General features: G+C 45.5%; 16 protein-coding genes. 11 read left to right on the top strand and 5 right to left on the bottom strand.

All coding sequences use genetic code 11. The features are described from left to right. Positions 1-21 precede the first annotated feature (21 nt). Positions 22-1236, top strand: a complete 1215-nt coding sequence (lhgO, locus tag AB4375_RS08900; RefSeq protein WP_372051369.1) for an L-2-hydroxyglutarate oxidase — start codon at positions 22-24, stop codon at positions 1234-1236. A gap of 143 nt (positions 1237-1379) precedes the next feature. On the opposite strand, the gene AB4375_RS08895 is transcribed toward lhgO, so the two are convergent. The 5 genes from AB4375_RS08895 to AB4375_RS08875 all read right to left on the bottom strand — a co-directional run bounded on the left by AB4375_RS08895 (position 1380) and on the right by AB4375_RS08875 (position 8458). After that, entirely contained in the window at positions 1380-2936 is a 1557-nt protein-coding gene (locus tag AB4375_RS08895; RefSeq protein ID WP_372051367.1) for a M28 family metallopeptidase, read from the bottom strand. 143 nt (positions 2937-3079) lie between these two features. Beyond that, entirely contained in the window at positions 3080-5449 is a 2370-nt protein-coding gene (locus AB4375_RS08890; protein ID WP_372051365.1) for a M4 family metallopeptidase, read from the bottom strand. Between the two features lie 572 nt (positions 5450-6021). Continuing rightward, positions 6022-6297, bottom strand: coding sequence for a hypothetical protein (locus tag AB4375_RS08885; RefSeq protein ID WP_017065177.1), 276 nt, complete (start codon positions 6295-6297; stop codon positions 6022-6024). 100 nt (positions 6298-6397) lie between these two features. Then, positions 6398-7717 (bottom strand): sensor histidine kinase, encoded by a 1320-nt coding sequence (locus tag AB4375_RS08880; protein ID WP_372051363.1) that lies wholly within the window; start codon positions 7715-7717, stop codon positions 6398-6400. A gap of 36 nt (positions 7718-7753) precedes the next feature. Further along, positions 7754-8458 carry a response regulator gene (locus AB4375_RS08875; RefSeq protein ID WP_029235682.1) on the bottom strand — a complete coding sequence of 235 codons (705 nt, stop codon included), beginning with the start codon at positions 8456-8458 and terminating at the stop codon, positions 7754-7756. Positions 8459-8746: 288 nt separating this feature from the next. On the opposite strand from AB4375_RS08875, the gene AB4375_RS08870 reads away from it, so the two are divergent. The 10 genes from AB4375_RS08870 (at position 8747) to AB4375_RS08825 (ending at position 20580) form a co-directional block, all read left to right on the top strand. Further along, positions 8747-9844 (top strand): alpha/beta hydrolase, encoded by a 1098-nt coding sequence (locus AB4375_RS08870; RefSeq protein ID WP_372051361.1) that lies wholly within the window; start codon positions 8747-8749, stop codon positions 9842-9844. A 430-nt stretch (positions 9845-10274) separates the two neighbouring features. Beyond that, positions 10275-10877: a transcriptional regulator BetI gene (gene betI, locus AB4375_RS08865; protein ID WP_048610022.1), complete on the top strand. Its 603-nt coding sequence runs from the start codon at positions 10275-10277 to the stop codon at positions 10875-10877. A gap of 105 nt (positions 10878-10982) precedes the next feature. Continuing rightward, the gene (betB, locus tag AB4375_RS08860; protein WP_372051360.1) at positions 10983-12443 is read left to right on the top strand and encodes a betaine-aldehyde dehydrogenase; all 1461 of its coding nucleotides are present in this window, start codon (positions 10983-10985) and stop codon (positions 12441-12443) included. Positions 12444-12515: 72 nt separating this feature from the next. Continuing rightward, positions 12516-14243 carry a choline dehydrogenase gene (gene betA / locus AB4375_RS08855; RefSeq protein WP_372051359.1) on the top strand — a complete coding sequence of 576 codons (1728 nt, stop codon included), beginning with the start codon at positions 12516-12518 and terminating at the stop codon, positions 14241-14243. A gap of 145 nt (positions 14244-14388) precedes the next feature. Next, positions 14389-15360, top strand: coding sequence for a choline ABC transporter substrate-binding protein (locus AB4375_RS08850; RefSeq protein ID WP_372051358.1), 972 nt, complete (start codon positions 14389-14391; stop codon positions 15358-15360). 107 nt (positions 15361-15467) lie between these two features. Next, positions 15468-16310, top strand: a complete 843-nt coding sequence (gene choW, locus AB4375_RS08845) for a choline ABC transporter permease subunit (protein WP_102333552.1) — start codon at positions 15468-15470, stop codon at positions 16308-16310. A gap of 2 nt (positions 16311-16312) precedes the next feature. Then, the gene (gene choV, locus AB4375_RS08840) at positions 16313-17527 is read left to right on the top strand and encodes a choline ABC transporter ATP-binding protein (RefSeq protein ID WP_372051356.1); all 1215 of its coding nucleotides are present in this window, start codon (positions 16313-16315) and stop codon (positions 17525-17527) included. Between the two features lie 362 nt (positions 17528-17889). Continuing rightward, positions 17890-18372 (top strand): MarR family winged helix-turn-helix transcriptional regulator, encoded by a 483-nt coding sequence (locus tag AB4375_RS08835; RefSeq protein WP_017061075.1) that lies wholly within the window; start codon positions 17890-17892, stop codon positions 18370-18372. 276 nt (positions 18373-18648) lie between these two features. Next, entirely contained in the window at positions 18649-20064 is a 1416-nt protein-coding gene (locus AB4375_RS08830; RefSeq protein ID WP_372051355.1) for a coniferyl aldehyde dehydrogenase, read from the top strand. Between the two features lie 72 nt (positions 20065-20136). Next, a complete protein-coding gene (locus tag AB4375_RS08825) occupies positions 20137-20580 on the top strand; it encodes a hypothetical protein (RefSeq protein ID WP_017070129.1) in 444 nt (147 codons plus the stop codon). Positions 20581-20594 lie beyond the last annotated feature (14 nt).

Here is a 20594-nt window from a genome sequence, read left to right as displayed (position 1 = left end):
AGGATTGAATGTAGGAATATTATGAACTCAATATACGACTATATTATCGTTGGTGGCGGCATTGTTGGCGTGTCGACGGCTTGGCAATTACAGCAAGCTCACCCTGATAAAAGTATCCTTTTAGTCGAGAAGGAACGTGGTTTCGCGCAGCACCAAACTGGCCATAATAGCGGGGTGATTCATGCTGGTGTTTACTACGCTCCGGGCAGTTTAAAGGCGGATTTTTGTAAACGCGGCGTAGAGCGCACCATCGCCTTTTGTAGCCAACACGATATCCCCGTCGAAAACTGCGGTAAGTTGTTGGTCGCGACCAATGAGCAAGAAGTGGAGCGAATGAATGCGCTCTATCAGCGTTGCCACGATAACGATATTGATGTTGATTTGTTGGATCAAGCTCAGCTCAAACTTGCCGAGCCAAATATCACGGGTTTGGGTGCGATTTATGTCAAAACCACCAGTATTGTCGACTACAAAAAAGTCACCGAAGTGATGGCTCAAGAGTTTGTTGAAGCAGGTGGCAAACTTAGCCTTGGTACTGAAGTGATCTTGGCCGATGAGCAAGAAGATGAGGTGCAGTTAACGTGCAAAGTAGATGGTCAGACTCTTCAACTCAATAGCCGATTCTTGATCACTTGTTCTGGTTTGATGGCCGACAGAATGACCAGCATGCTTGGCATTGAAACCGACTTCCAAATCGTGCCTTATCGCGGTGAGTATTATCAGTTAGACGCTAAGCACAACCAAGTGGTGAATCATCTTATCTATCCGATCCCTGACCCAGAACTGCCTTTCTTGGGCGTGCATTTAACACGCATGATTGATGGCTCCGTAACAGTAGGGCCAAATGCAGTTCAAGGCTGGAAGCGAGAAGGTTATGGCAAGCTTAACTTTAGCTTCAAAGACACTTGGCAGATGCTGAGCTTTGCGGGTTTTTGGAAAGTGACTGCGAATCACTTGAAAACGGGTTTGGTCGAGTTTAAGAACTCGTGGTGGAAACCGGGATATCTAAAGCTAGTGAACAAATACTGCCCGAGTATTACGGTTGATGATTTTAAGCCTTATCCTGCTGGGATTCGTGCTCAGGCGGTACTGAAGGATGGCACCTTGGTCCATGATTTCCTGTTTGCCGAAAGCCCAAGAAGCTTACATGTATGTAACGCGCCATCACCGGCTGCGACCTCTGCAATGCCGATTGGTGAGTACATCTGTGGCAAGGTAATGAAAAAGACGGCTTGATGATAACTAAAGGTTATTAAGTTGAGATGCTCTCCGAAGACAATAAAAAATCCGCAAGCTCCAATCTATTTATGATCGTGGGCTTGCGGATTTTTAGTTTTAGCCGTGTTTGCTAGGTTTAATTGTTAGTCAATTAACCAACCTTAAAGCCAATCAGGAACGAAGTTAGCGACGATGGTGACATCACTAAAGTTACGGTAACCACGCACCATGATGCTGAATTCACCCGCTGGCTTGTTCAATACACACTGTTCGTTGCTGCTGTTCTGGTATGGGCGGCAGTCGTAGTTCGCTTTCGATACGGTGCCGTTGTGTTTCACATATAAGTCGGCATCGCCACTTCGAGGGCCGGTTAATGTTACCGTTAACTGACCTGCACTTTGAGTCGTAAATGTGAAGAACTGCTCTTCACCATATCCTGCAGTAAGTCCTTCAACAGGCACGTCATTTTGCAGCTCTTTAGGGCCTGCAACCGGTGAGTCAAGGCTGGTTTCGACAAGGTAAGCAATGGCTAGTTTGGCGAACTTGGTCGCGTGTGTCGCCGTTGGATCGGAATTCTCAAGCGTGTCGTGCTGGGTATGAATACTTGGGTTGTAATCATTGAACATGCTCTCGAATGGCATGGCAGCTGGGTAGCCAACATTGTGCCAAGAGGCGTGGTCAGAACAGGCATAGCCACAATCATCGAAACCGTAACTGATCTCACTAGCGTAAGTGTCGATCAGCTCGCTTAAGTAGGCGGTTAAGTTACTGTCGGTATAGTCCGTGATGAAGGTGATATCGTGCGCTGAACCGTTGTAGTTGGTCATGTCTAATTGCAGTACCGATACAACGTTTGCTTGCTCATCTCTTAAAGCGTTGGCGACATCTTGTGAGCCGCGTAGCCCGACTTCTTCTGCAGCATAACCATAGAACTTAATGGTCTTGTCTGGCTGAATGCCACTGGCGATCATCAGGCGAAGCGACTCAGTTACCGTTGCAATACCAGACGCATCATCATCGGCTCCGGGTGAGATGGTGCCTTCGCTTGTCCAAGATCCAACGGTTGAATCAAGGTGCCCACCAACAACGACGATCTCTTCAGGATATTTAGCGCCAAGCAGTGTCACTTCAACGGATTTTTGCGGATATTCGGCATGCGTGATCTGGCGTGCAGACGCATAAGGCACATCTTTAATTTCCGTCTCCCAACGTTCTAAAAGCCAATCTGAAGCCGCGACACCAGTAGAAGTAGTATAAAAACGGTTGGTGAAGTTGGTTAGATTTTCGATGGTCGTGACCATGTTGTTCGGCTCGACCTGAGCGAGTAGGTCGTTCACCGTATCTTGATGGCTGATAACTGGCTTTTCGAAGCTGCTCATTGTCAATGGCATAGCCGCCGCTTTGAGAGCTCTTGCTTTGTCTTCGTGCACCATGTAGCCACCACAACGGTGAGTTTCTTCGTGCATGTGGCTGGAGAGTTTCGCCAGCTCTTTCTGGTTGATTTTCGCGACGATGGAATGCTTGTTTCCAGTCACGCTTGGATAAACCGTTGCGCCATGCTGAGTCATTATATGCTGTGCGTCAGCATCGGTGGTGATCCAAACTTCTTCGTTCGCTGGTGGTGTGATGCCTAGTGATGCGTAAGCCGAAGTACTGTTGATTAAGGCTAAAGAACCTCCGAGTACAGCCAAAGCTAGCATGCTTTTTTGAATAGCCATTTGTCGTCCTTTTTATGGTGAGTATTGTTATGTTGATGGGGGTGATTTTTGTGTAATACGTGGATGTTTTTGTGTAGATGTTTCATTTTCTGAACAGTTAACCGCGAAAAGGGCCCCTTTCGGAGCCCTGAATTTACTATCGATTATTGTGTTTTAATGAAACGGTAATGCTTGGTTTCTGAACAGATATCGCTTGAGGTACACACTTGGTACTCCACATCTACTGTTCCGTTATGACGGAACTTGTCGACGTATGAGTTGAAGTCTGTAGCGCCAACATTTTTGCCATTACGCTTAATCACAAAGTAGTCATTGGTGTCGTAATCCCATGCCAGCTTAACGCGCGCCTTACCGTTCGGATTTTTGTTACCAAACTTCAGTTTTAGTGGGAAGCCTTCCGCAGAGTCACCTTCAATCGTGATCGACTTGCTTGTTGATGTTGCAACGCCTGCATCGTCAGTCACGGTCAGAGTCACCACGTAGTCGCCAGCTTCAGCGTAGGTATAACGAGCCACTTCACCGGTTTGTGTGTTGCCATCGCCAAGGTTCCATTGGTAAGAAACGATTTGACCATCGCTGTCTGAACTTGTGCTGCGTAGCTCGACTTCTTTACCGACAATCGTGTGTTCGAAAGAAGAGACGGGCGGCACGTTAGCGCTGCCTGATTCGTACGACGCTTTCAGATTTGCACCTGCGTAATCTGAGTAACCTAGAACGTTAACCGTGTAACGACCTGCGGTTGGGTTTTCAATCACACACACTTCATCGGTCACGGTTTCGCTCTTACAGATATTCTCTTGAGAGCTTGGCGCATAATCTAGACCAACATACATATCCGGATCACCAGTAGACACAGCAAGATCAATCGTTAGCTTGTCTTGGCCTTCTGGTACTTCGATATCGAAGTAAGTTTTTGAGCCTGTTTCACCAGCAACTGCGGCTTCAACACCGTTTTCAAGGCGTTGATATTCCGGTTCTGGTGGAAGTGGTGGTTCGCCACACGGTGATACACCCACTAAGTTAAACGCAGAAACAACATCATCGGCACTGTAGCCAAGGTCGGTTGCTGAGTTTTTCACGCCACAGGCGCCCTGCCAAAAGTCACTGTTTTCAGACCAGTAGATCTGGTTGGCTAGCACGAACAGTTCGAACGCTTTTTTGGTGTCCCAACCTTGTGTGGTTGCAAGATGGTAGAACGCCTTGTTGAACACGCCAGAGCTGTAGTGCACGTTTAAGCCATCGTAGTACTCGGATGCGTTGTTGATTGAAGAGCCATCGCGTGATGGATCGTCCATGTAACGCAGCGCACCTTCGCCTTTAAAGATATTGCGTCCGACCATCCAGTCGTTGGTGCCTTTCATATAGTATTCTGCGGCTTCACCGGCCATGTCAGAGAAGGCTTCGTTCATACCGCCCGATTGGTTTGCGTATATCAAACCTGAGTTTTGCTCAGTGAAACCGTGGCTCACTTCATGGGCTGATACATCTAGGCTAACAAGCGGGTAAAAGAAGCTCTCCCCATCACCAAAGGTCATGGCTCTGCCGTCCCAAAATGCATTCTCGTAGTTTTCACCGTAGTGAACACGCATCATGAGCTTGAAGGAGAGTGGCGCTGTGTCGAACCAGTTTTTATACATATCGAACACGATGTTGCCAAAGTAATGGGCATCGTTGAGTGGTGAGAATGCTCCGTTCACTTCTTTATGTTCGTTACGAGGACATTCGTAGCTGTAAGTAGTGTCGCCGTCTGTCGCACCATTTAGGTCAACGGTAACGACATTTTCAGACTCCATCACACACTCTGTGCCATTTTCTACCACATCAAGGTAGTGGTAGTCGGTGCCGTATTCGTACATGCCGGTTTTTTCGTTGCCACCGGGGCCTGTACCGATCTGTGCGTGAGCAATACCTTCCCAACGGTCGATAACTTCGCCGGTGTGCGCGTCTAGCATGGTGAACGGTCGAGTCGGCTGTTCACTGCCTTCTACTAGGTAAGAGACAACGTACACTAGTCGTGTTTTATCTACGCTTTGCTGTCCGATGCCTTGCTTCACAGAGCCTTGATAGATAAATAGCTGATGTTGAACGTTGTCTAGAGATTTGCTGGTTAAGCCTTGAGTCTTTAGATCTTTACTTGCGAGTTCAACCGCTTGAGCGCTGTTGATTGATGGCTTAACAAAAGATCGCTCTAAGGTCGTTGTTTTAAGGTAGCGACCTTGAACGGACTTAAGTGCGCCACCTTGGACACTTTGGGTGGCATTTAGGTAATGTCCCCATACCGGTGTTCCCCAGATGTTCTGCTGGATCTTAACTTTATAGATACCACGCTTTTTCAGGTTTACTTCTTTCACCATCTTGAAGCTAGAGGCGTTACTGACTCCTAACTGAGCGTTTAACCCAGAGAAGCTAGTAAAGTTGATCGGTTGATCGATTTGAACGGATTCACTTGCATGCACTGACAAAGACATAGCACTGGCTATAGCAACGGCAACTAAACGTTTTCTTATTTTCATTGTTGTTTTCTCTTTCCATGTAAAATCCAAGAAAACGTAACAAATTAATCACAGCGAATTTACATCATTCGATCTGATTAATTAGTAGCATGGCAATGATCTCTTTTATTCATGAAACTTATATTTCTCGTATTTACAGATAGTTATCATTTCTGTTTATTTTTGAACGCACCTATATGTTTATTTATAAAATCATGACACTTTTATTAAGTGTTTATTTCTCTTGGAAATTAAGATTTTCGAGTAAATTGATCTGTGCCTCAATTAACGGATTCTGGGTTGATAGAAGGATCAACGATTTGAAAGTGTCACTTTAAACAGAAGGCCATTTAGCGAATTTAGGGGCAATTTTGATAAGAAATCGAAGACTTTTCGGCTTATTTTTCGAATTGTTAGTTAAAAGAGGGAAGGGGAATCGGGCACTTGTTTGGCACAGAGCACAAAATCTGCTGGATGAAAAAAGCCAGCGACGGGTCACTGGCTTAGATTAACTTAGTTTGTGTAGGCTACTGAATATAGGTAGGCAACTGCGACACTTAATTATGGTACGTGGCTAACGTCACTATAGCGAATTACTGCTTTTTACCGCCAACTTGTACGTAGTCGATACCGATAATACGGTTGATGATACCCAGAACAGAGCTCGTATCAGAGTTTGTTGAGCGAATCGTATCAACCGTTGCACCTTCAGGTACTAATTCCATTGCGCGGTCTTGAGTGTTACCTGGCACTTGGAAACCGACAATGTTGAAGCTCTCTGCGTGCGCTGTGTACACTTCTTCGTTGTGGCTGATACCAGAACAACCCGCTAGAGAAACAATGCCTAAAACAACTAATAACTTTTTCATACAAACACCTTAAGAAAGATTGGAATTTAGATTCAATAGGTTCATTGGGAGACAGCATCTCCCGACCGATGTTGAACATTATTCCAGAGGTGTTTTGTAGTTACTGTATGGGTTTGTCAGTTGAATCATTACATAGCTGAATGGTTATGGTGAATACCGCCCCCTTTAAGGTTTGGCTCTGACCAACCTCTACGGTCGCGCTATGTTGAGCACAGATCTTTTCGACGATAGAAAGCCCTAAACCATGGCCGCTCTTGGCCTTGTTACGCGCTTTGTCGCCAACGTAAAAGGGTTCGAACAGGCGAGCTTGATGTTCTTGTGCCACGCCATCACCGTCATCATGTACCGCGATCTGTAGCTTATCTTGATGCACGCTTGCTTCAATCGACACTTGCGAACGTGCGAATTTCATTGCGTTACGCACTAGGTTATCTAGTGCTCGGTTAAATAGCGTTTCATCCGCCATTATTGAGCTAGGTTGCTCTGGTAGCGATAGGTCGATGTTGAGCTGAGTGTCTTTGTTCCAACGCGCCATTGCGTGGTCGAGAAAGTCTCGAATCTCTAATGGCTTTTTTAAGTTTTCTAGGTCAGTGCTATCGAGTTTGGCGTAATACAATAGTTCATCGACCATCTTTTCCATCTCTTCCGTGTCTTCGACAATACTCTCAATCGTGCTTTCTTGCTCTGCGTTTAGCTGGGTGTCTTTCAACATTTCAGCTTGCCACTGAATACGGAATATTGGCGTGCGCAGTTCATGAGCGACAGCATTAGTGAGTGAGCGATTACTTTCAACTAAGCGATGAATTCTGTCGGCCATCAGGTTGAAGGATTTGTTCAGTGAACCAATCGCAACACCGCTTGAAGTCTCGGCTCGTGTGGAGAGATCCCCTTCAGCAAAACGCAGAGTGGCAGACTCAAGCTTTTTGACTCGGCGGAAGATAATAAATAGATGACACAAGCCATATAAGATAAAGCTCGCTAAAAAGAACAACCAAATGAGGTCATCCTCCAACTCAATTTTTTGCCTAACGAACGCTTCACTGTTGGGAAGGTAGTGATAGGTATTGTCGCTGCTTGCTAAGCGAAACCATAGGTCACGCTCATCATCGTGAAAGATAAAGGTATTCGGATTGGTACTGAAGAACTCTGAAACGGGGCCTGGTATTTCATCGTCTGGGCTGAACGTAACCAGTTTATTTCGTGTGGTTTCTACAAATTGGTTTATCGCTTGATGAGCAGCTTCAAGACCCTGATTTTTAGCGATATTTTCGATCAATTGCTGGTGGGCAGTCGCTTCGTAATCTTCCAGTACGTATTCGTAGTCGGTATTGAGCTGATAGACGCTAATCTCGTAGGCGACAAGGCCGGCCATGAAGCAAACTAACAGCCCTAATAGGGACTCCAAAAAGATACGTCGCATAATCCGCTCTCTCTATTACGCTCGTATTGAGCGAGGTTAACGCCAGGCGGTCGAAACAAATAAGTAGCCTTTACCGCGAATGGTCTGAATTTTCTCTGCTGGTGTGTGGTCGTCGCCCAAAATCTTCCTTAGACGTACAACCTTGTTGTCAATCGTCCGGTCTATTCCGTCGTACTCAATCCCGCGCAATGTTTGCGTCAAGTAGTCACGAGATAACGGCGTGTCTGGGTTGCTTGCCAATAACCAAAGTAGGTCAAACTCGCTGTCAGTGAGTGATAAAACCGCACCTGAAAGTTCACACTTCTTATAAGTGTTTTTCAGAACGAGTTGATCGAACTGAAGGGTGTCTGAGTCATCGACTGAAGCGGTATTGGTGTCTTGGCGGCGTAATAGCGAACGAACTCTGGCCAGCAGAACTCTTGGTTTGATTGGCTTGGTGACATAGTCATCAGCCCCTGTCTCTAAACCAGCGACGTGGTCAAAGTCGTCATCGCTAGCAGTGAGCATCAAGATTTTACCTTTATAGTGCGTACGCGTCTGTCGGCAGATTGTAAGTCCATCAGTTACAGGAAGCATCAAATCCAGCAGTACGATGTCAGGTTGCTCCGTGAGGATGGTGTGTGCGGCATCACTGCCATCGTCCAACACCGTGACATCAAAATCTTGCGCGACGAAGTAGTCCTGCAACATTTTCTGAAGTTTCAAATCGTCTTCCACGATGATCATTTTAGGTTTTGTCATTCCATTATCAGCCTTGTCGTGCGTTTCACTTATTGAGATTAGGTGAGCGAGTCTTCGTCGTGATGAACCATTACGATTATACGCTATTGCATATAAGTTCAGATGCTTCGCCAAATACCTAAAGCGAATGATTAAACACTTTATAAGTTAGTTCAATGATGAATTGGCATTTATAGGAAAATAAAAAACATCGTTCAAATAGGCTCGACATTCTCATACATTTCCACGACAGATAAATTCAGCGCTAAACAATAGAATTTTCTCATCAAACATTTTGGGAATAACGGTATGAACGACTATAGAAATGCATTACTGGCGTTACCTTTGATTCTGTTAGCGGGCTGTAATTCAAGCTCTAACTCAGGTAAAGCTGCCACCAAAGTGCAAGCAAAACCTCAAGCGGATTACGTATTTTCATCAGCGAAACTGGGTGAGTTGTATAAAGAGCGACAAGAGGTCCAAGAATCCATAAAACTTGATTACAACGGTGTGCAGTATGAAATCGTTCTGTTTGCGGAAGATATTAGTGATAAGCAAAAAGTGGTTAGGCTTGCGGATAGTTTAGGTCAAAGTGTGGATCTGTACCTCCCTGATGCAGGATTTGATAGCTGCGGTATCTACACAGAGAGCAAGGGTTTGGACGTGTTTGATTGTGGTGCGGCTCAACGCTCAATCGGCAATGACACCACGTTAATTAACACGACGACGAATACTCATAAGCCCGTCGAGCTTGAGTATCACAATGAACTGGTTCAATACGTGACTAGCCTTGGGTCTACCATTCTGAGTAACACTAAAAGTGGGAATAAGGTAACGATAACCACCTCGTTTGCTTTCAACGCTTTTTACCGTGATGTGCTCAACGAGACTGGCGCTGTTGATCGCATTACTTCCACTCTAGGCGCATCAACCTATTCTCAGCTTTTTGATGTCGTGAAATTGTATCAAGGCAGTGAGATGACGTTGAAGTTTACCAACCATATTGGTGGCAGCGCTGACGATGATATCAATATGTACACCGGGCGCATGATCCACAGTAACAACATGACGACGATCGTAACGCCTACGGGGTCGGTGTTCTCTGGCGGCACGGATCTTTTCGCTGCGGGTAACCCACGAGTTTTGCAACGAGCAGATACCACTAAAGCCATTGAGCTTAATAAGCAGGTTGGTGTGCACAGTTGGGCTGAGGATGATAAAACAGCCAAAGACTTCCCATACACGAACGAAAGCCATCGCAAGCAAGCGACCTACTTTAAAAAGGTAATGGGAGACAAAGGAATCGACTTCTATATCTTCACGTTGGATTCTGCTCCGGCTTCTGGCGAACACTGGGTGACTAAGGCTGAGTCAGATAAATACGGTTTCATCACACGCATTGAGTAGCTTAGGCTTGCAATAACATTAGAAACGACTGAGAAGGTTGGTGATGACGCTGTTGTCGCCAACCTTTTTTGTTCATTTTTTGATTCGTTACCTGTGTTGATTGTGGATTTCCTTGTCTTAAATTTCAGTATGAAAATTCCTTGATACTTCCTTTCCACTCCCTCCCCAAAAAGTTTCTACAAGGACTCTCACTGATTGATTCTTGAACTTTCTAAGTAAAAACATTTGACCAATAACTATCACACCTCAAATCTTTAGTTGTTTTCGTTAGTGCTCTAAATGATATTTAATTTATTGTTTTATAATGATTTTTGTTGTTTTGAATGCTGTGTTGTTACGAGTTTGTTTTAAATAATCATTTGAACCCTAACTAAATTTCTGTCATTTTATATTTAACTGAACGTTCAATATAAAATAAAAGGACTAAGAAATGCCGAAGGTTGGGATGCCTGATATACGTAAACCACAGCTTGTTCAAGCCACCATGACGGTGATTGATCGAGTGGGTTTGCATGCCGCGAGTATTGCGTTGATCAGCAAAGAAGCGGGAGTCTCCACTGGCATTATTAATCACTATTTTGGCGGGAAGCATGGGCTGCTCGAAGAGACCATGCGTGAAATCCTTCGCCAACTTTCCAATACCATCACCACTTCACTAAAAGCACTTCCTGTTGATGCTCACCAACAGAGAATCAACGCGATCATCGATGGTAACTTCGAAGGTTACCAAGCAGAAAATAAGGTCGCGAAGGCGTGGTTGGCATTTTGGTCATATTCAATGCATGACGAGCAGCTGAAAAGACTGCAACGTGTGAATGAAAAACGTTTGATTTCACACTTACGTCTTGAGTTGAAAGGTATTTTGAATCATGAACAAGCGGATCTCGTTGCTCACGGGATTGCGTCTCTGATTGATGGTTTGTGGCTGAGAGGCACACTAAACCCAGATGGTATCGATGCTCAAAAGGCGCGTGCCATCATCAATGATTATCTAGATAAACAACTGACGTTCTACTCGTGCAGTACCAAATAGAACGCAGTGTTAGAACTAGAACAGCACTAGAACGACCAATACTTACACCCAAAATTCAAACTAGACCAGTAGAGTCTAATAACAATAATTAAGTCAGAATCTCAAATGGAAATGAACTCGTTATACATCGATGGCGCAGCGGTTAAAGCAACCTCTGGTGAAACCTTTGATAGCATTAACCCTGCCAACGGTGAACCTATCGCGACCTTAGGCCAAGCATCTTCAGCGGATGTCGACAGTGCTATTGAATCTGCGAAACGCGGGTTTGCGGTATGGTCTGCAATGACCGCTGTGGAACGCAGCCGCATTCTGTTGAAGGCAGTGGAAATACTTAGAGCTCGAAATAATGACCTTGCAAACCTTGAGGTTGTTGATACGGGCAAGCCGCTGCAAGAAGCAATTGAAGTGGATGTGGCGTCTGGTGCTGATGTTATTGAATACTTTGCTGGCTTGGCACCAACGCTACAAGGCGACCAACAACCGCTGAGCGAATCTCAATTTTTCTACACTCGCCGCGAACCGCTAGGCATTTGTGCGGGCATTGGCGCGTGGAACTACCCAATTCAAATCGCGATGTGGAAGTCGGCTCCGGCATTGGCTGCGGGTAACGCGATGATTTTCAAACCTTCAGAAGAAACGCCGCTAACGGCGCTCAAGCTTGCAGAAATCTTTACTGAAGCTGGTCTTCCTGATGGCGTGTTTAACGTGGTTCAGGGCGATTACCGTGTTGGTCAGATGCTAACGGCGCACCCAGACATCGCGAAAGTGTCGTTCACGGGCGAAACCGGTACCGGTAAAGCGGTAATGTCGGATAGCGCTAAGACGCTGAAATCAGTCACCATGGAACTTGGCGGAAAGTCACCAATGATCGTGTTTGATGATGCGAAATTGGATGATGCAGTTTCCGCTTCGATGGTGGCTAACTTCTACACCCAAGGCGAAGTGTGTACTAACGGTACCCGTGTTTATGTACACGAAAACATCTACAACGCATTCATCGATCAACTTAAAACACGCACTGAGAAGCTGATCATTGGTAACCCAATGGACATGGAGACTCAGATCGGCGCGTTGATTTCTAAAGAACACCTTTCAAAAGTCCTTGAAGCAATTGAGCTAGCTAAGCAGTCGGGCGCAACTCTGCTGACGGGCGGCTATCAAGTGACAGATAACGGCCTCGAAAACGGCAACTTTGTTATCCCAACCGTGTTTGTTGATTGCGAAGACCACATGCCTCACGTTCAACAAGAGATCTTCGGCCCTGTGATGTCAGTGTTGAAGTTTACGGACGAAGACGATGTGATTCGCCGCGCTAACGACACCAAATATGGCCTTGCGGCTGGTGTGTTCACGCAAAACCTTTCTCGTGCGCACCGTGTTATTCATCAAATGCAGGCAGGTATTTGTTGGGTGAACACGTGGGGCGACTCACCGGCAGAAATGCCTGTTGGTGGTTACAAGCTTTCGGGTGTTGGCCGTGAAAATGGACCAGAAACCCTACTTCATTATACGCAGACTAAGAGCATTCTTATTGAACTTGGCGACTACGCCAGCCCTTATGCCTAACGCGTAACACTCAATTTTATGGGTTAGCTTAAAAGAGCTAGCCCTACTGACTCATCTCAGGGAAATCAAAACATGGAACAACGCTACGATTATATTATCGTCGGCGCGGGTTCGGCCGGCTGTGTGTTAGCGGATAGGCTAACGGAAAGCGGTGAACATAGCGTTTTATTACTGGAAGCGGGTGGTACGGATAAGAGCATTTTTATCCAGATGCCAACCGCGCTTTCTTACCCAATGAATACTGAAAAGTACGCTTGGCAATTTGAAACAGAGAAAGAACCGGGCCTTGATGGACGTGAACTGCACTGCCCACGTGGCAAAGTGTTAGGCGGTAGTTCATCAATCAATGGCATGGTTTACGTGCGTGGTCATGCTTGTGACTTCGACCAATGGGAAGAAGAGGGCGCTGCGGGTTGGAACTACCAAGCATGTCTGCCTTATTTCCGCCGTGCTGAATCATGGAACAAAGGCGGTGATGAATACCGTGGAGACAATGGCCCTGTTGGCACTTGTAACGGTAACGATATGGAGCTCAACCCGCTTTACCAAGCGTTCATCGATGCAGGTAAAGACGCCGGTTACCCAGAAACACAGGACTACAACGGCTACCAGCAAGAAGGCTTCGGCACTATGCATATGACGGTAGACAAGGGTGTTAGAGCCTCAACCTCTAACGCTTATTTACGTCGAGCATTGAAGCGTTCAAACCTGACCTTGAAGAAAGGTATCGTGGCGCGTCGTTTCTTACTTGAAGCACTCGTCGTAAAAGACCAGTCATCAAAAGGCCAATCAGGCCTGAAAGCCGTCGGTGTCGAGTTTGAAAAGTCAGGCAATACTCAAGTGGCTGTGGCGAACAAAGAAGTGATCTCTTCTGCGGGTTCTATCGGTTCTGTTCAACTGCTTCAGCTTTCTGGTATCGGCCCGAAAGCCGTGCTTGAAAAGGCAGGCGTTGAGCTTAAACACGAGCTGAATGGCGTCGGTGAAAACCTTCAAGATCACCTAGAAGTGTACTTCCAATATCACTGCAACGAACCGATCACACTCAACAGCAAGCTTGGCTTGGTGAGCAAAGGCATGATTGGCGCGGAATGGATTCTGACTCGCAAAGGTCTGGGTGCTACTAACCACTTTGAATCGTGTGCGTTCATTCGCTCTCGTAAAGGATTGAAGTGGCCAAACATTCAATATCACTTCCTGCCAGCAGCGATGCGTTACGACGGACAAGCGGCCTTTGATGGTCACGGTTTCCAAGTACACGTTGGGCCTAATAAGCCAGAGAGTCGCGGTACGGTTGCGATCACTTCTGCTGATCCGCATGCCAAGCCAGAGATCATTTTCAACTACATCTCGACTGAACAAGATCGCCAAGATTGGCGCGATTGTATTCGTCTGACGCGTGAGATTTTGTCTCAACCTGCGATGGATGTGTACCGAGGCAAAGAGATTCAGCCGGGTCTGAATATTACTTCCGATGAAGCAATTGATGAATGGGTTAAGCAGAACGTTGAAAGTGCTTATCACCCTTCATGTGGCTGCAAAATGGGTTCAGATGATGATCCAATGGCAGTGCTTGATGAAGAGTGTCGCGTTCGCGGCATTGATAATCTGCGCGTTGTTGACTCATCTGTTTTCCCTGTTATTCCGAACGGAAACTTGAACGCCCCGACCATTATGGTGGCTGAGCGTGCTTCCGATTTGATTTTGGGTAAGTCAATGCTCAAAGAGCAGGACGTTCCAGTGTGGATTGCACCTGAATGGCAAGAGAAGCAAAGAATAAATAAACCAGTAAGAGAAGCGTAAGCCTCTGTTATTAGTTCAAAAATAGAAAGTAGTTCAAACATAGAAAAAGCAAAAAGTAACAACAAAAATTAGTCAAAAGTCAGAAGAACTGCTCTCTATCGGTGTTGATATCGAGCAGAAAAAGGAAAGATAAAAAGGAATCATTATGACGACTCAACATAAACAAACCGCTACAAAAAAGGTATTAGCAACATTAGCCATCAGTTCATTTGCATTTGGTGCTAACGCTTCTATTGAACCACAGCAATGTGAAAACGTCCGCTTCGCTGATGTAGGCTGGACTGACATTACCGCAACAACCGCCGTTACTTCTGAACTATTAAAAGGCCTTGGTTACAAAACCAAAACCGACCTACTTTCAGTACCGGTGACATACTCTTCAATGGCGAACGGCGATATTGACGTATTCCTAGGCAACTGGATGCCAACCATGGAAGGCGATATTGCTAAGTACCGTGAAGAGGGCACGGTTGAAACCGTTCGTGCCAACCTTGAAGGCGCAAAATACACGCTAGCCGTACCAAAATACGTGTACGACTCAGGTGTAAAAAGCTTCGCCGACCTAGCAAAACATGCCGACAAATTTAAAGACCGCATCTATGGCATCGAGCCGGGTAACGACGGTAACCGCCTAATACAATCAATGATTGATTCAGACGCGTTTGGCTTGAAAGATTTCAGCCTAGTGGAATCAAGCGAAGCGGGCATGGTGTCGCAAGTATCTCGCGCTGCTCGTCGTAGCCAGTGGATCGTTTATCTAGGTTGGGCGCCGCACCCAATGAACAGCAATGTTGAGATGGAATACCTATCAGGTGGTGACGACTTCTTCGGCCCTAACTACGGCGGCGCGAATGTTTACACTAACGTTCGTTCAAACTACCTGTCTGAGTGTGCAAACGTCGGTCAACTTCTACAAAACCTAGAATTCACTCTAGAGATGGAAAACCAGTTGATGGAAGCGATTTTGAACCAAAATGTGAAGCCAGAGAAAGCGGCTCAGCAATGGTTGAACAGTAATCCACAACAAGTAGAAGCTTGGTTAGACAACGTCAAAACGCATAAAGGTGAATCTGCGACTCAAGCGGTTACTGAATACCTAAAGCAAGTTAAAGCTTAGTTTTACCTACCTATCGTTCTATTTATCAAAGCTCTATAAATAAAAAAGGTGGGCTTGCCAATTGTCTATTGGTTTGAAGTAGCCCACCCATAATAAAAGGCAATATTGTGAATTTTATTACGGAAAACAAAATCCCTGTTGGTCAATGGATGGAAGCGGGTGTTGATTGGCTAACAATCAATGCAGCAGGACTCTTTGACGCTATTTCGATTTTTCTAGAAACCGTCATTATGTTTTTAGTCGATGTATTTAAGTGGATGCCACCGGCTTTACCAATCGTGATGACCGCGGCGATTGCATGGTACTTACACCGTAAACCTTCGCTAGTGATCTTTGTGGTCGCGGCACTGCTGACTATTCTTAACCTCGGCTATTGGCAAGAAATGCTGGAAACCTTTGTTCTCGTCTTTGCGGCGACAACGATTTCCGTATTAATTGGCGTACCGGTTGGCATCATGGCTGCTCACCGTCCTTGGCTCTATACAGTTTTGCGTCCAATCCTTGATTTGATGCAGACAGTCCCAACTTTCGTTTATCTGATTCCAACTCTGGTTCTATTCGGCTTGGGTATTGTTCCTGGCTTAATCTCGACCATTATTTTCGCGATAGCTGCACCGATTCGTTTAACCTACTTAGGCGTCACTAAAGTGCCCGAAGAGTTGATTGAAGCGGGTAAAGCGTTTGGTGCCAGCCGCATGAAGTTGCTGATGAAGGTGGAATTACCGGCTGCCTTACCAAGCATCATGGCGGGTGTAACCCAATGTATTATGTTGTCGCTTTCGATGGTGGTTATCGCCGCCCTTGTCGGAGCTGACGGACTTGGTAAACCTGTTGTTCGTGCATTGAACACAGTGAACATCTCACAAGGTTTTGAAGCCGGGTTGGCGATTGTATTAGTCGCTATCATTCTTGATCGCTTGTGTAAAACACCAAACCAGAAGGAAGCTTAATCATGTCTAACTCTCAGGAAAAAAAGACAATGGACGCGATTACCATTAAGAATCTCGATGTTGTGTTTGGTAATAAATCGAAACAAGCGCTTGAGCTACTCGACCAAGGTAAAACTCGCCAAGAGATCATTGATGAGACTGGCCAAGTGGTTGGCGTAGACAATGTGTCGCTGACGGTGGAAGAAGGCGAGATTTGTGTATTGATGGGTTTGTCTGGTTCTGGTAAATCATCTTTGCTGCGTGCAGTTAACGGCTTGAATGAGATCAGCCGTGGCTCATTAGCGATCAAAGATGGCGATAAGCTGGTTGATTTAGGTGAACAGTGCGACGAAGCGACCTTGCGTCATCTTCGTACTCACCGCGTTTCTATGGTGTTCCAAAAATTTGCCCTAATGCCTTGGTTAAACGTGTTAGATAACGTGGCGTTTGGTCTAGAAATGCAAGGCGTAGCCAAAGATGTTCGTCGTGCTAAAGCGCGTGAACAACTTGAAATGGTGGGTTTGGCAGAGTGGGAAACCAAGTATCCGCATGAGCTTTCTGGCGGTATGCAGCAACGTGTTGGTTTGGCGCGTGCGTTTGCAATGGACACCGACATTCTGTTGATGGATGAACCGTTTTCGGCGCTTGATCCACTGATTCGTGCTCAACTGCAAGATGAACTGATCACACTGCAAAACAAACTCAACAAAACGATTCTGTTCGTGAGTCACGACCTAGATGAAGCACTGAAGATTGGTAACAACATCGCGATCATGGAGTCAGGAAAGCTGATTCAACACGGTAAGCCTGAAGAGATCGTATTGACGCCAAAAACAGAATACGTAAAAGACTTCGTTGCACACACCAATCCATTGAATGTGCTTAAAGGTCGTTCTTTGATGCAGCCTCTTGATTCACTGACGCAAGAGAATGAAAGCTGGAAGATCTGCGATTCTAAAGATCTCTGGATTGAACAGAATGAAGGTGCTTTATCTGTGAAAGGTGAATCTGCTTTGGCGCTTGTCGAGTGGAGCGAGTCTGACGACCTAACCGCGATCAGCGCGTCGAGTGTGGTCGTGGCAAGTCCGGAAATTGGCATGCGTGATGCGATTAAGCTCAAGCAGATCAGTAACCACCCGATTTTGCTGGTGGAAGACAATCAACTGGTCGGTATTCTGGATAACAGCGAGTTTTACAACGCACTAACGGGTAATTTTCAGATGAATACAGCCGCGTAAAATTTCGTTTTCCAGCTTGGCGATTAGGGCTGGTTTTTTATTAGGTGGAGAGGGTTAAGTCTCTTTACCTCTATGATTATTAAAATATATTATTCTTTGAGTTTGTATTCTCTGGTTCATTATTTTTGTCTTCATTGAAGCTTTCATTTCCCCTTCATTAAGCAAAAGTGCCGTACCACGCAAGTTTAGTGGTATAGAAAAGATTGAGAATAGTATGAACATCAGTACAATGCGGAAAAATCAATGAAGTAATTTATCAATTTACAGTGTAATTCGAGCTCACCTGACGTAAATAATCAGGACATATCATCGCTTCGACGCTGTAAAACCATTCACAGTATATTAGTACAAAGGTCTGCATCTTGGACAAACATGACGAAATCCTGGTCGCTATTCGCCAAATTATTCGCGCTATCGATTTACATTCGAAAAAGCTGAGTAAAGAGTATGGTTTGACTGGCCCTCAATTAATCTTAATGAGAGCAATCCAAGAAATGGGTAATGTGACGATCAAAGAATTGTCTAATCACACCAATGTAAGCCAAGCCACCACAACCACGATCATCGATCGCTTGGAACTGAACGGCTATGTACAACGTGTTCGCAGCTCGTCAGATCGCCGCAAAGTACACGCAAACCTGACTGAAAAAGGTCAAGAGTTGCTAAACAATGCGCCACCACCGCTGCAAGATAACTTCGTTAAAAAATTCCAAAACCTAGAGCCGTGGGAGCAAAGCTTACTGCTTTCTTCAATGCAGCGAGTATCATCAATGATGAACGCAGAAGACATCGACGCCGCTCCAGTACTTCAACTTGAAGGCATTGCAAACGTAGCCAAGAGCTAACCTTATTTATAAATTGTTTATTTAGAACAACAACTTAAATAATTGTCAAATGGTCGCACTAAGCGGCCATTTTTGATCCTGCCATTTAAAATTCTCTATTTGCCTTGCGTGTTAGCTACGCCTTCTTATTTTAAATTCCCCTGACTTTTTGCCCCGTTTGTAGCCGCCTCATTGGATTGTCATCAAAACTCCATTGACTATTCTCTGACAATAAAACACTAGACCGACCGGTCTGTTGTGTATTATTGTGTGCTCATCTTAACCACGAGGTGATGTATGAAACACGAATTGACGCCAACACAAATGACCATGACGTTGAACAACATGCAGGGAGCTTTTGCACAGAACCCGATGCCAGCGGTATCGGTGAGAATTGAGCAGTTGCTTGCACTTAAATCTGCGCTTATCGATTACACAGATCGTTTGTGTTCAGCCGTGAGTGAGGACTATGGTCACCGCAGTCGACAAGACACTTTGATGGCCGACATATTGCCTTGCATCGGAAATATTGATCACAGCATTGAGTGTTTACCTCATTGGTCGACATCTTCGATTCGTCATTCCGGCCCTTTGCTTTCAACCTCTCGTGTTGAAGTGGTTTATCAACCCAAAGGCGTTGTCGGGATCATTGCTCCGTGGAACTTCCCGATCATGTTATCCGTCGGCCCGCTTATTTCGGCGTTGGCAGCGGGCAATCGCGCCATGATCAAGATGAGTGAATTTACCCCAGCGACGAACCAAGTATTAAGAGCGCTATTGGCGGAAGTCTTCCAATCCGATGAGGTGTGCTTGGTTGAAGGTGAGGTAGAAATCGCAGCCGCATTTTCGGCGTTGCCGTTTGATCATCTTCTGTTTACGGGGTCAACCCAAGTGGGTCGCCAAGTGATGAGGTCAGCGGCTGACACGCTAACTCCAGTCACGCTAGAGCTAGGCGGTAAGTCACCGGTTATCGTTGCAGAAGACATGCCAATTGATATCGCGGTTGAGCGAATCATTTATGGTAAGAGCCTCAATAACGGGCAGGTGTGTGTGGCTCCTGACTATGTATTGCTACCTGAAGGGAAAGTTGAATCTTTCATTCAAGAGTATAAAAAACAGTACCAACTGCTGTTTGATGAAGGGGTTTATTCCGAGAATTTGACGTCCCTAATCAACCCTCGCCAATGCGACCGCGTCGTGGGTTTGTTGAATCAAGAACAACAAGCGGGAACTCGAACTGTGGCCTGTCATGACAACGCGATGGACTTAGATTGTCAACGATTGGTGACGCATCTGATTGTTGAACCAAATCTGTCATCCAAGGTGATGAACGAAGAGATTTTCGGCCCACTATTACCGTTGATTACGTATCGTAATATCGAAGAGGTGTTCCAAGTTATTAATAGCAAACCAAGGCCTTTGGCGCTGTATTTGATGAGCTTTGATTTGAGTTTACAGGCTCAGGTTAAGCACCAAGTTCACTCCGGTGGCATGTGTATTAATGACTGTGTGTTCCATTTAGCGGTTGATGATGCGCCGTTTGGTGGCATTGGTGAATCAGGTCAGGGCAACTATCACGGTAAAGAAGGTTTCCTGACTTTCTCCCACGCCAAAACAGTCTTGGAAACGGGTTTAGATCATCGAGTTAAACATCTGTTTTCAAAAGAAGACAACGAATTAAAAACAGCATTGATGGGCATGCTTGGCCAGTAAATCACTGTTGGTATGACACTGTTTATTTTTCAAAAAGTTATTTTCACGAAATTATTTTAAGAGGTTACTTTTATGTTAGAACGTTTTTTTGAACGTACGATCAAATCGTATTTGATGATTACCGGTTTCTTAACAGCGACGGCTTTTTCCACTTTCCTAGCGCCAGATTGGAGTATGCAGACGCTGTTCTCGTACAACGATACCATGATGGAAAACAAAGAGTACTTGCTGGGGACTTATCAACACTGGGGTGTGATGGTTGGCTGTATTGGTGTGTTGTTGATGTTCTCGGCGAAGTACAAATCGCTGCGCACCTCGACGATGATTTACAGCGCATTTGAGAAGTCGATGTTTGTTGGCATCTTCTTATACAACGTGTGTATCAACGATTATGAGTGGTTCTATGGCTGGAGCGGCGTGTTTGCGCTCGATGGTTTTGTGACCGTTTATTCTTTGGTTTATCTGTACTACTACCTCACTAGAGATAAGAGTAAGGTCCCAGCTCACCTTCGTTAATCGTTAACCGTTTG

Source organism: Vibrio sp. 10N.261.51.C6 (assembly GCF_041471785.1).
Taxonomy (GTDB): domain Bacteria; phylum Pseudomonadota; class Gammaproteobacteria; order Enterobacterales; family Vibrionaceae; genus Vibrio; species Vibrio crassostreae_C.
Note: the sequence above shows the minus strand (reverse complement) of the source record. Positions and strands in the feature narration are given on the sequence as shown.

Excerpts from the sequence above, each read along its gene's own strand:
- lhgO (WP_372051369.1), top strand. The coding sequence starts at position 22 with ATGAACTCAATATACGACTATATTATCGTTGGTGGCGGCATTGTTGGC.
- AB4375_RS08895 (WP_372051367.1), bottom strand. The coding sequence starts at position 2,936 with ATGGCTATTCAAAAAAGCATGCTAGCTTTGGCTGTACTCGGAGGTTCT.
- AB4375_RS08890 (WP_372051365.1), bottom strand. The coding sequence starts at position 5,449 with ATGAAAATAAGAAAACGTTTAGTTGCCGTTGCTATAGCCAGTGCTATG.
- AB4375_RS08885 (WP_017065177.1), bottom strand. The coding sequence starts at position 6,297 with ATGAAAAAGTTATTAGTTGTTTTAGGCATTGTTTCTCTAGCGGGTTGT.
- AB4375_RS08880 (WP_372051363.1), bottom strand. The coding sequence starts at position 7,717 with ATGCGACGTATCTTTTTGGAGTCCCTATTAGGGCTGTTAGTTTGCTTC.
- AB4375_RS08875 (WP_029235682.1), bottom strand. The coding sequence starts at position 8,458 with ATGACAAAACCTAAAATGATCATCGTGGAAGACGATTTGAAACTTCAG.
- AB4375_RS08870 (WP_372051361.1), top strand. The coding sequence starts at position 8,747 with ATGAACGACTATAGAAATGCATTACTGGCGTTACCTTTGATTCTGTTA.
- betI (WP_048610022.1), top strand. The coding sequence starts at position 10,275 with ATGCCGAAGGTTGGGATGCCTGATATACGTAAACCACAGCTTGTTCAA.
- betB (WP_372051360.1), top strand. The coding sequence starts at position 10,983 with ATGGAAATGAACTCGTTATACATCGATGGCGCAGCGGTTAAAGCAACC.
- betA (WP_372051359.1), top strand. The coding sequence starts at position 12,516 with ATGGAACAACGCTACGATTATATTATCGTCGGCGCGGGTTCGGCCGGC.
- AB4375_RS08850 (WP_372051358.1), top strand. The coding sequence starts at position 14,389 with ATGACGACTCAACATAAACAAACCGCTACAAAAAAGGTATTAGCAACA.
- choV (WP_372051356.1), top strand. The coding sequence starts at position 16,313 with ATGTCTAACTCTCAGGAAAAAAAGACAATGGACGCGATTACCATTAAG.
- AB4375_RS08830 (WP_372051355.1), top strand. The coding sequence starts at position 18,649 with ATGAAACACGAATTGACGCCAACACAAATGACCATGACGTTGAACAAC.
- AB4375_RS08825 (WP_017070129.1), top strand. The coding sequence starts at position 20,137 with ATGTTAGAACGTTTTTTTGAACGTACGATCAAATCGTATTTGATGATT.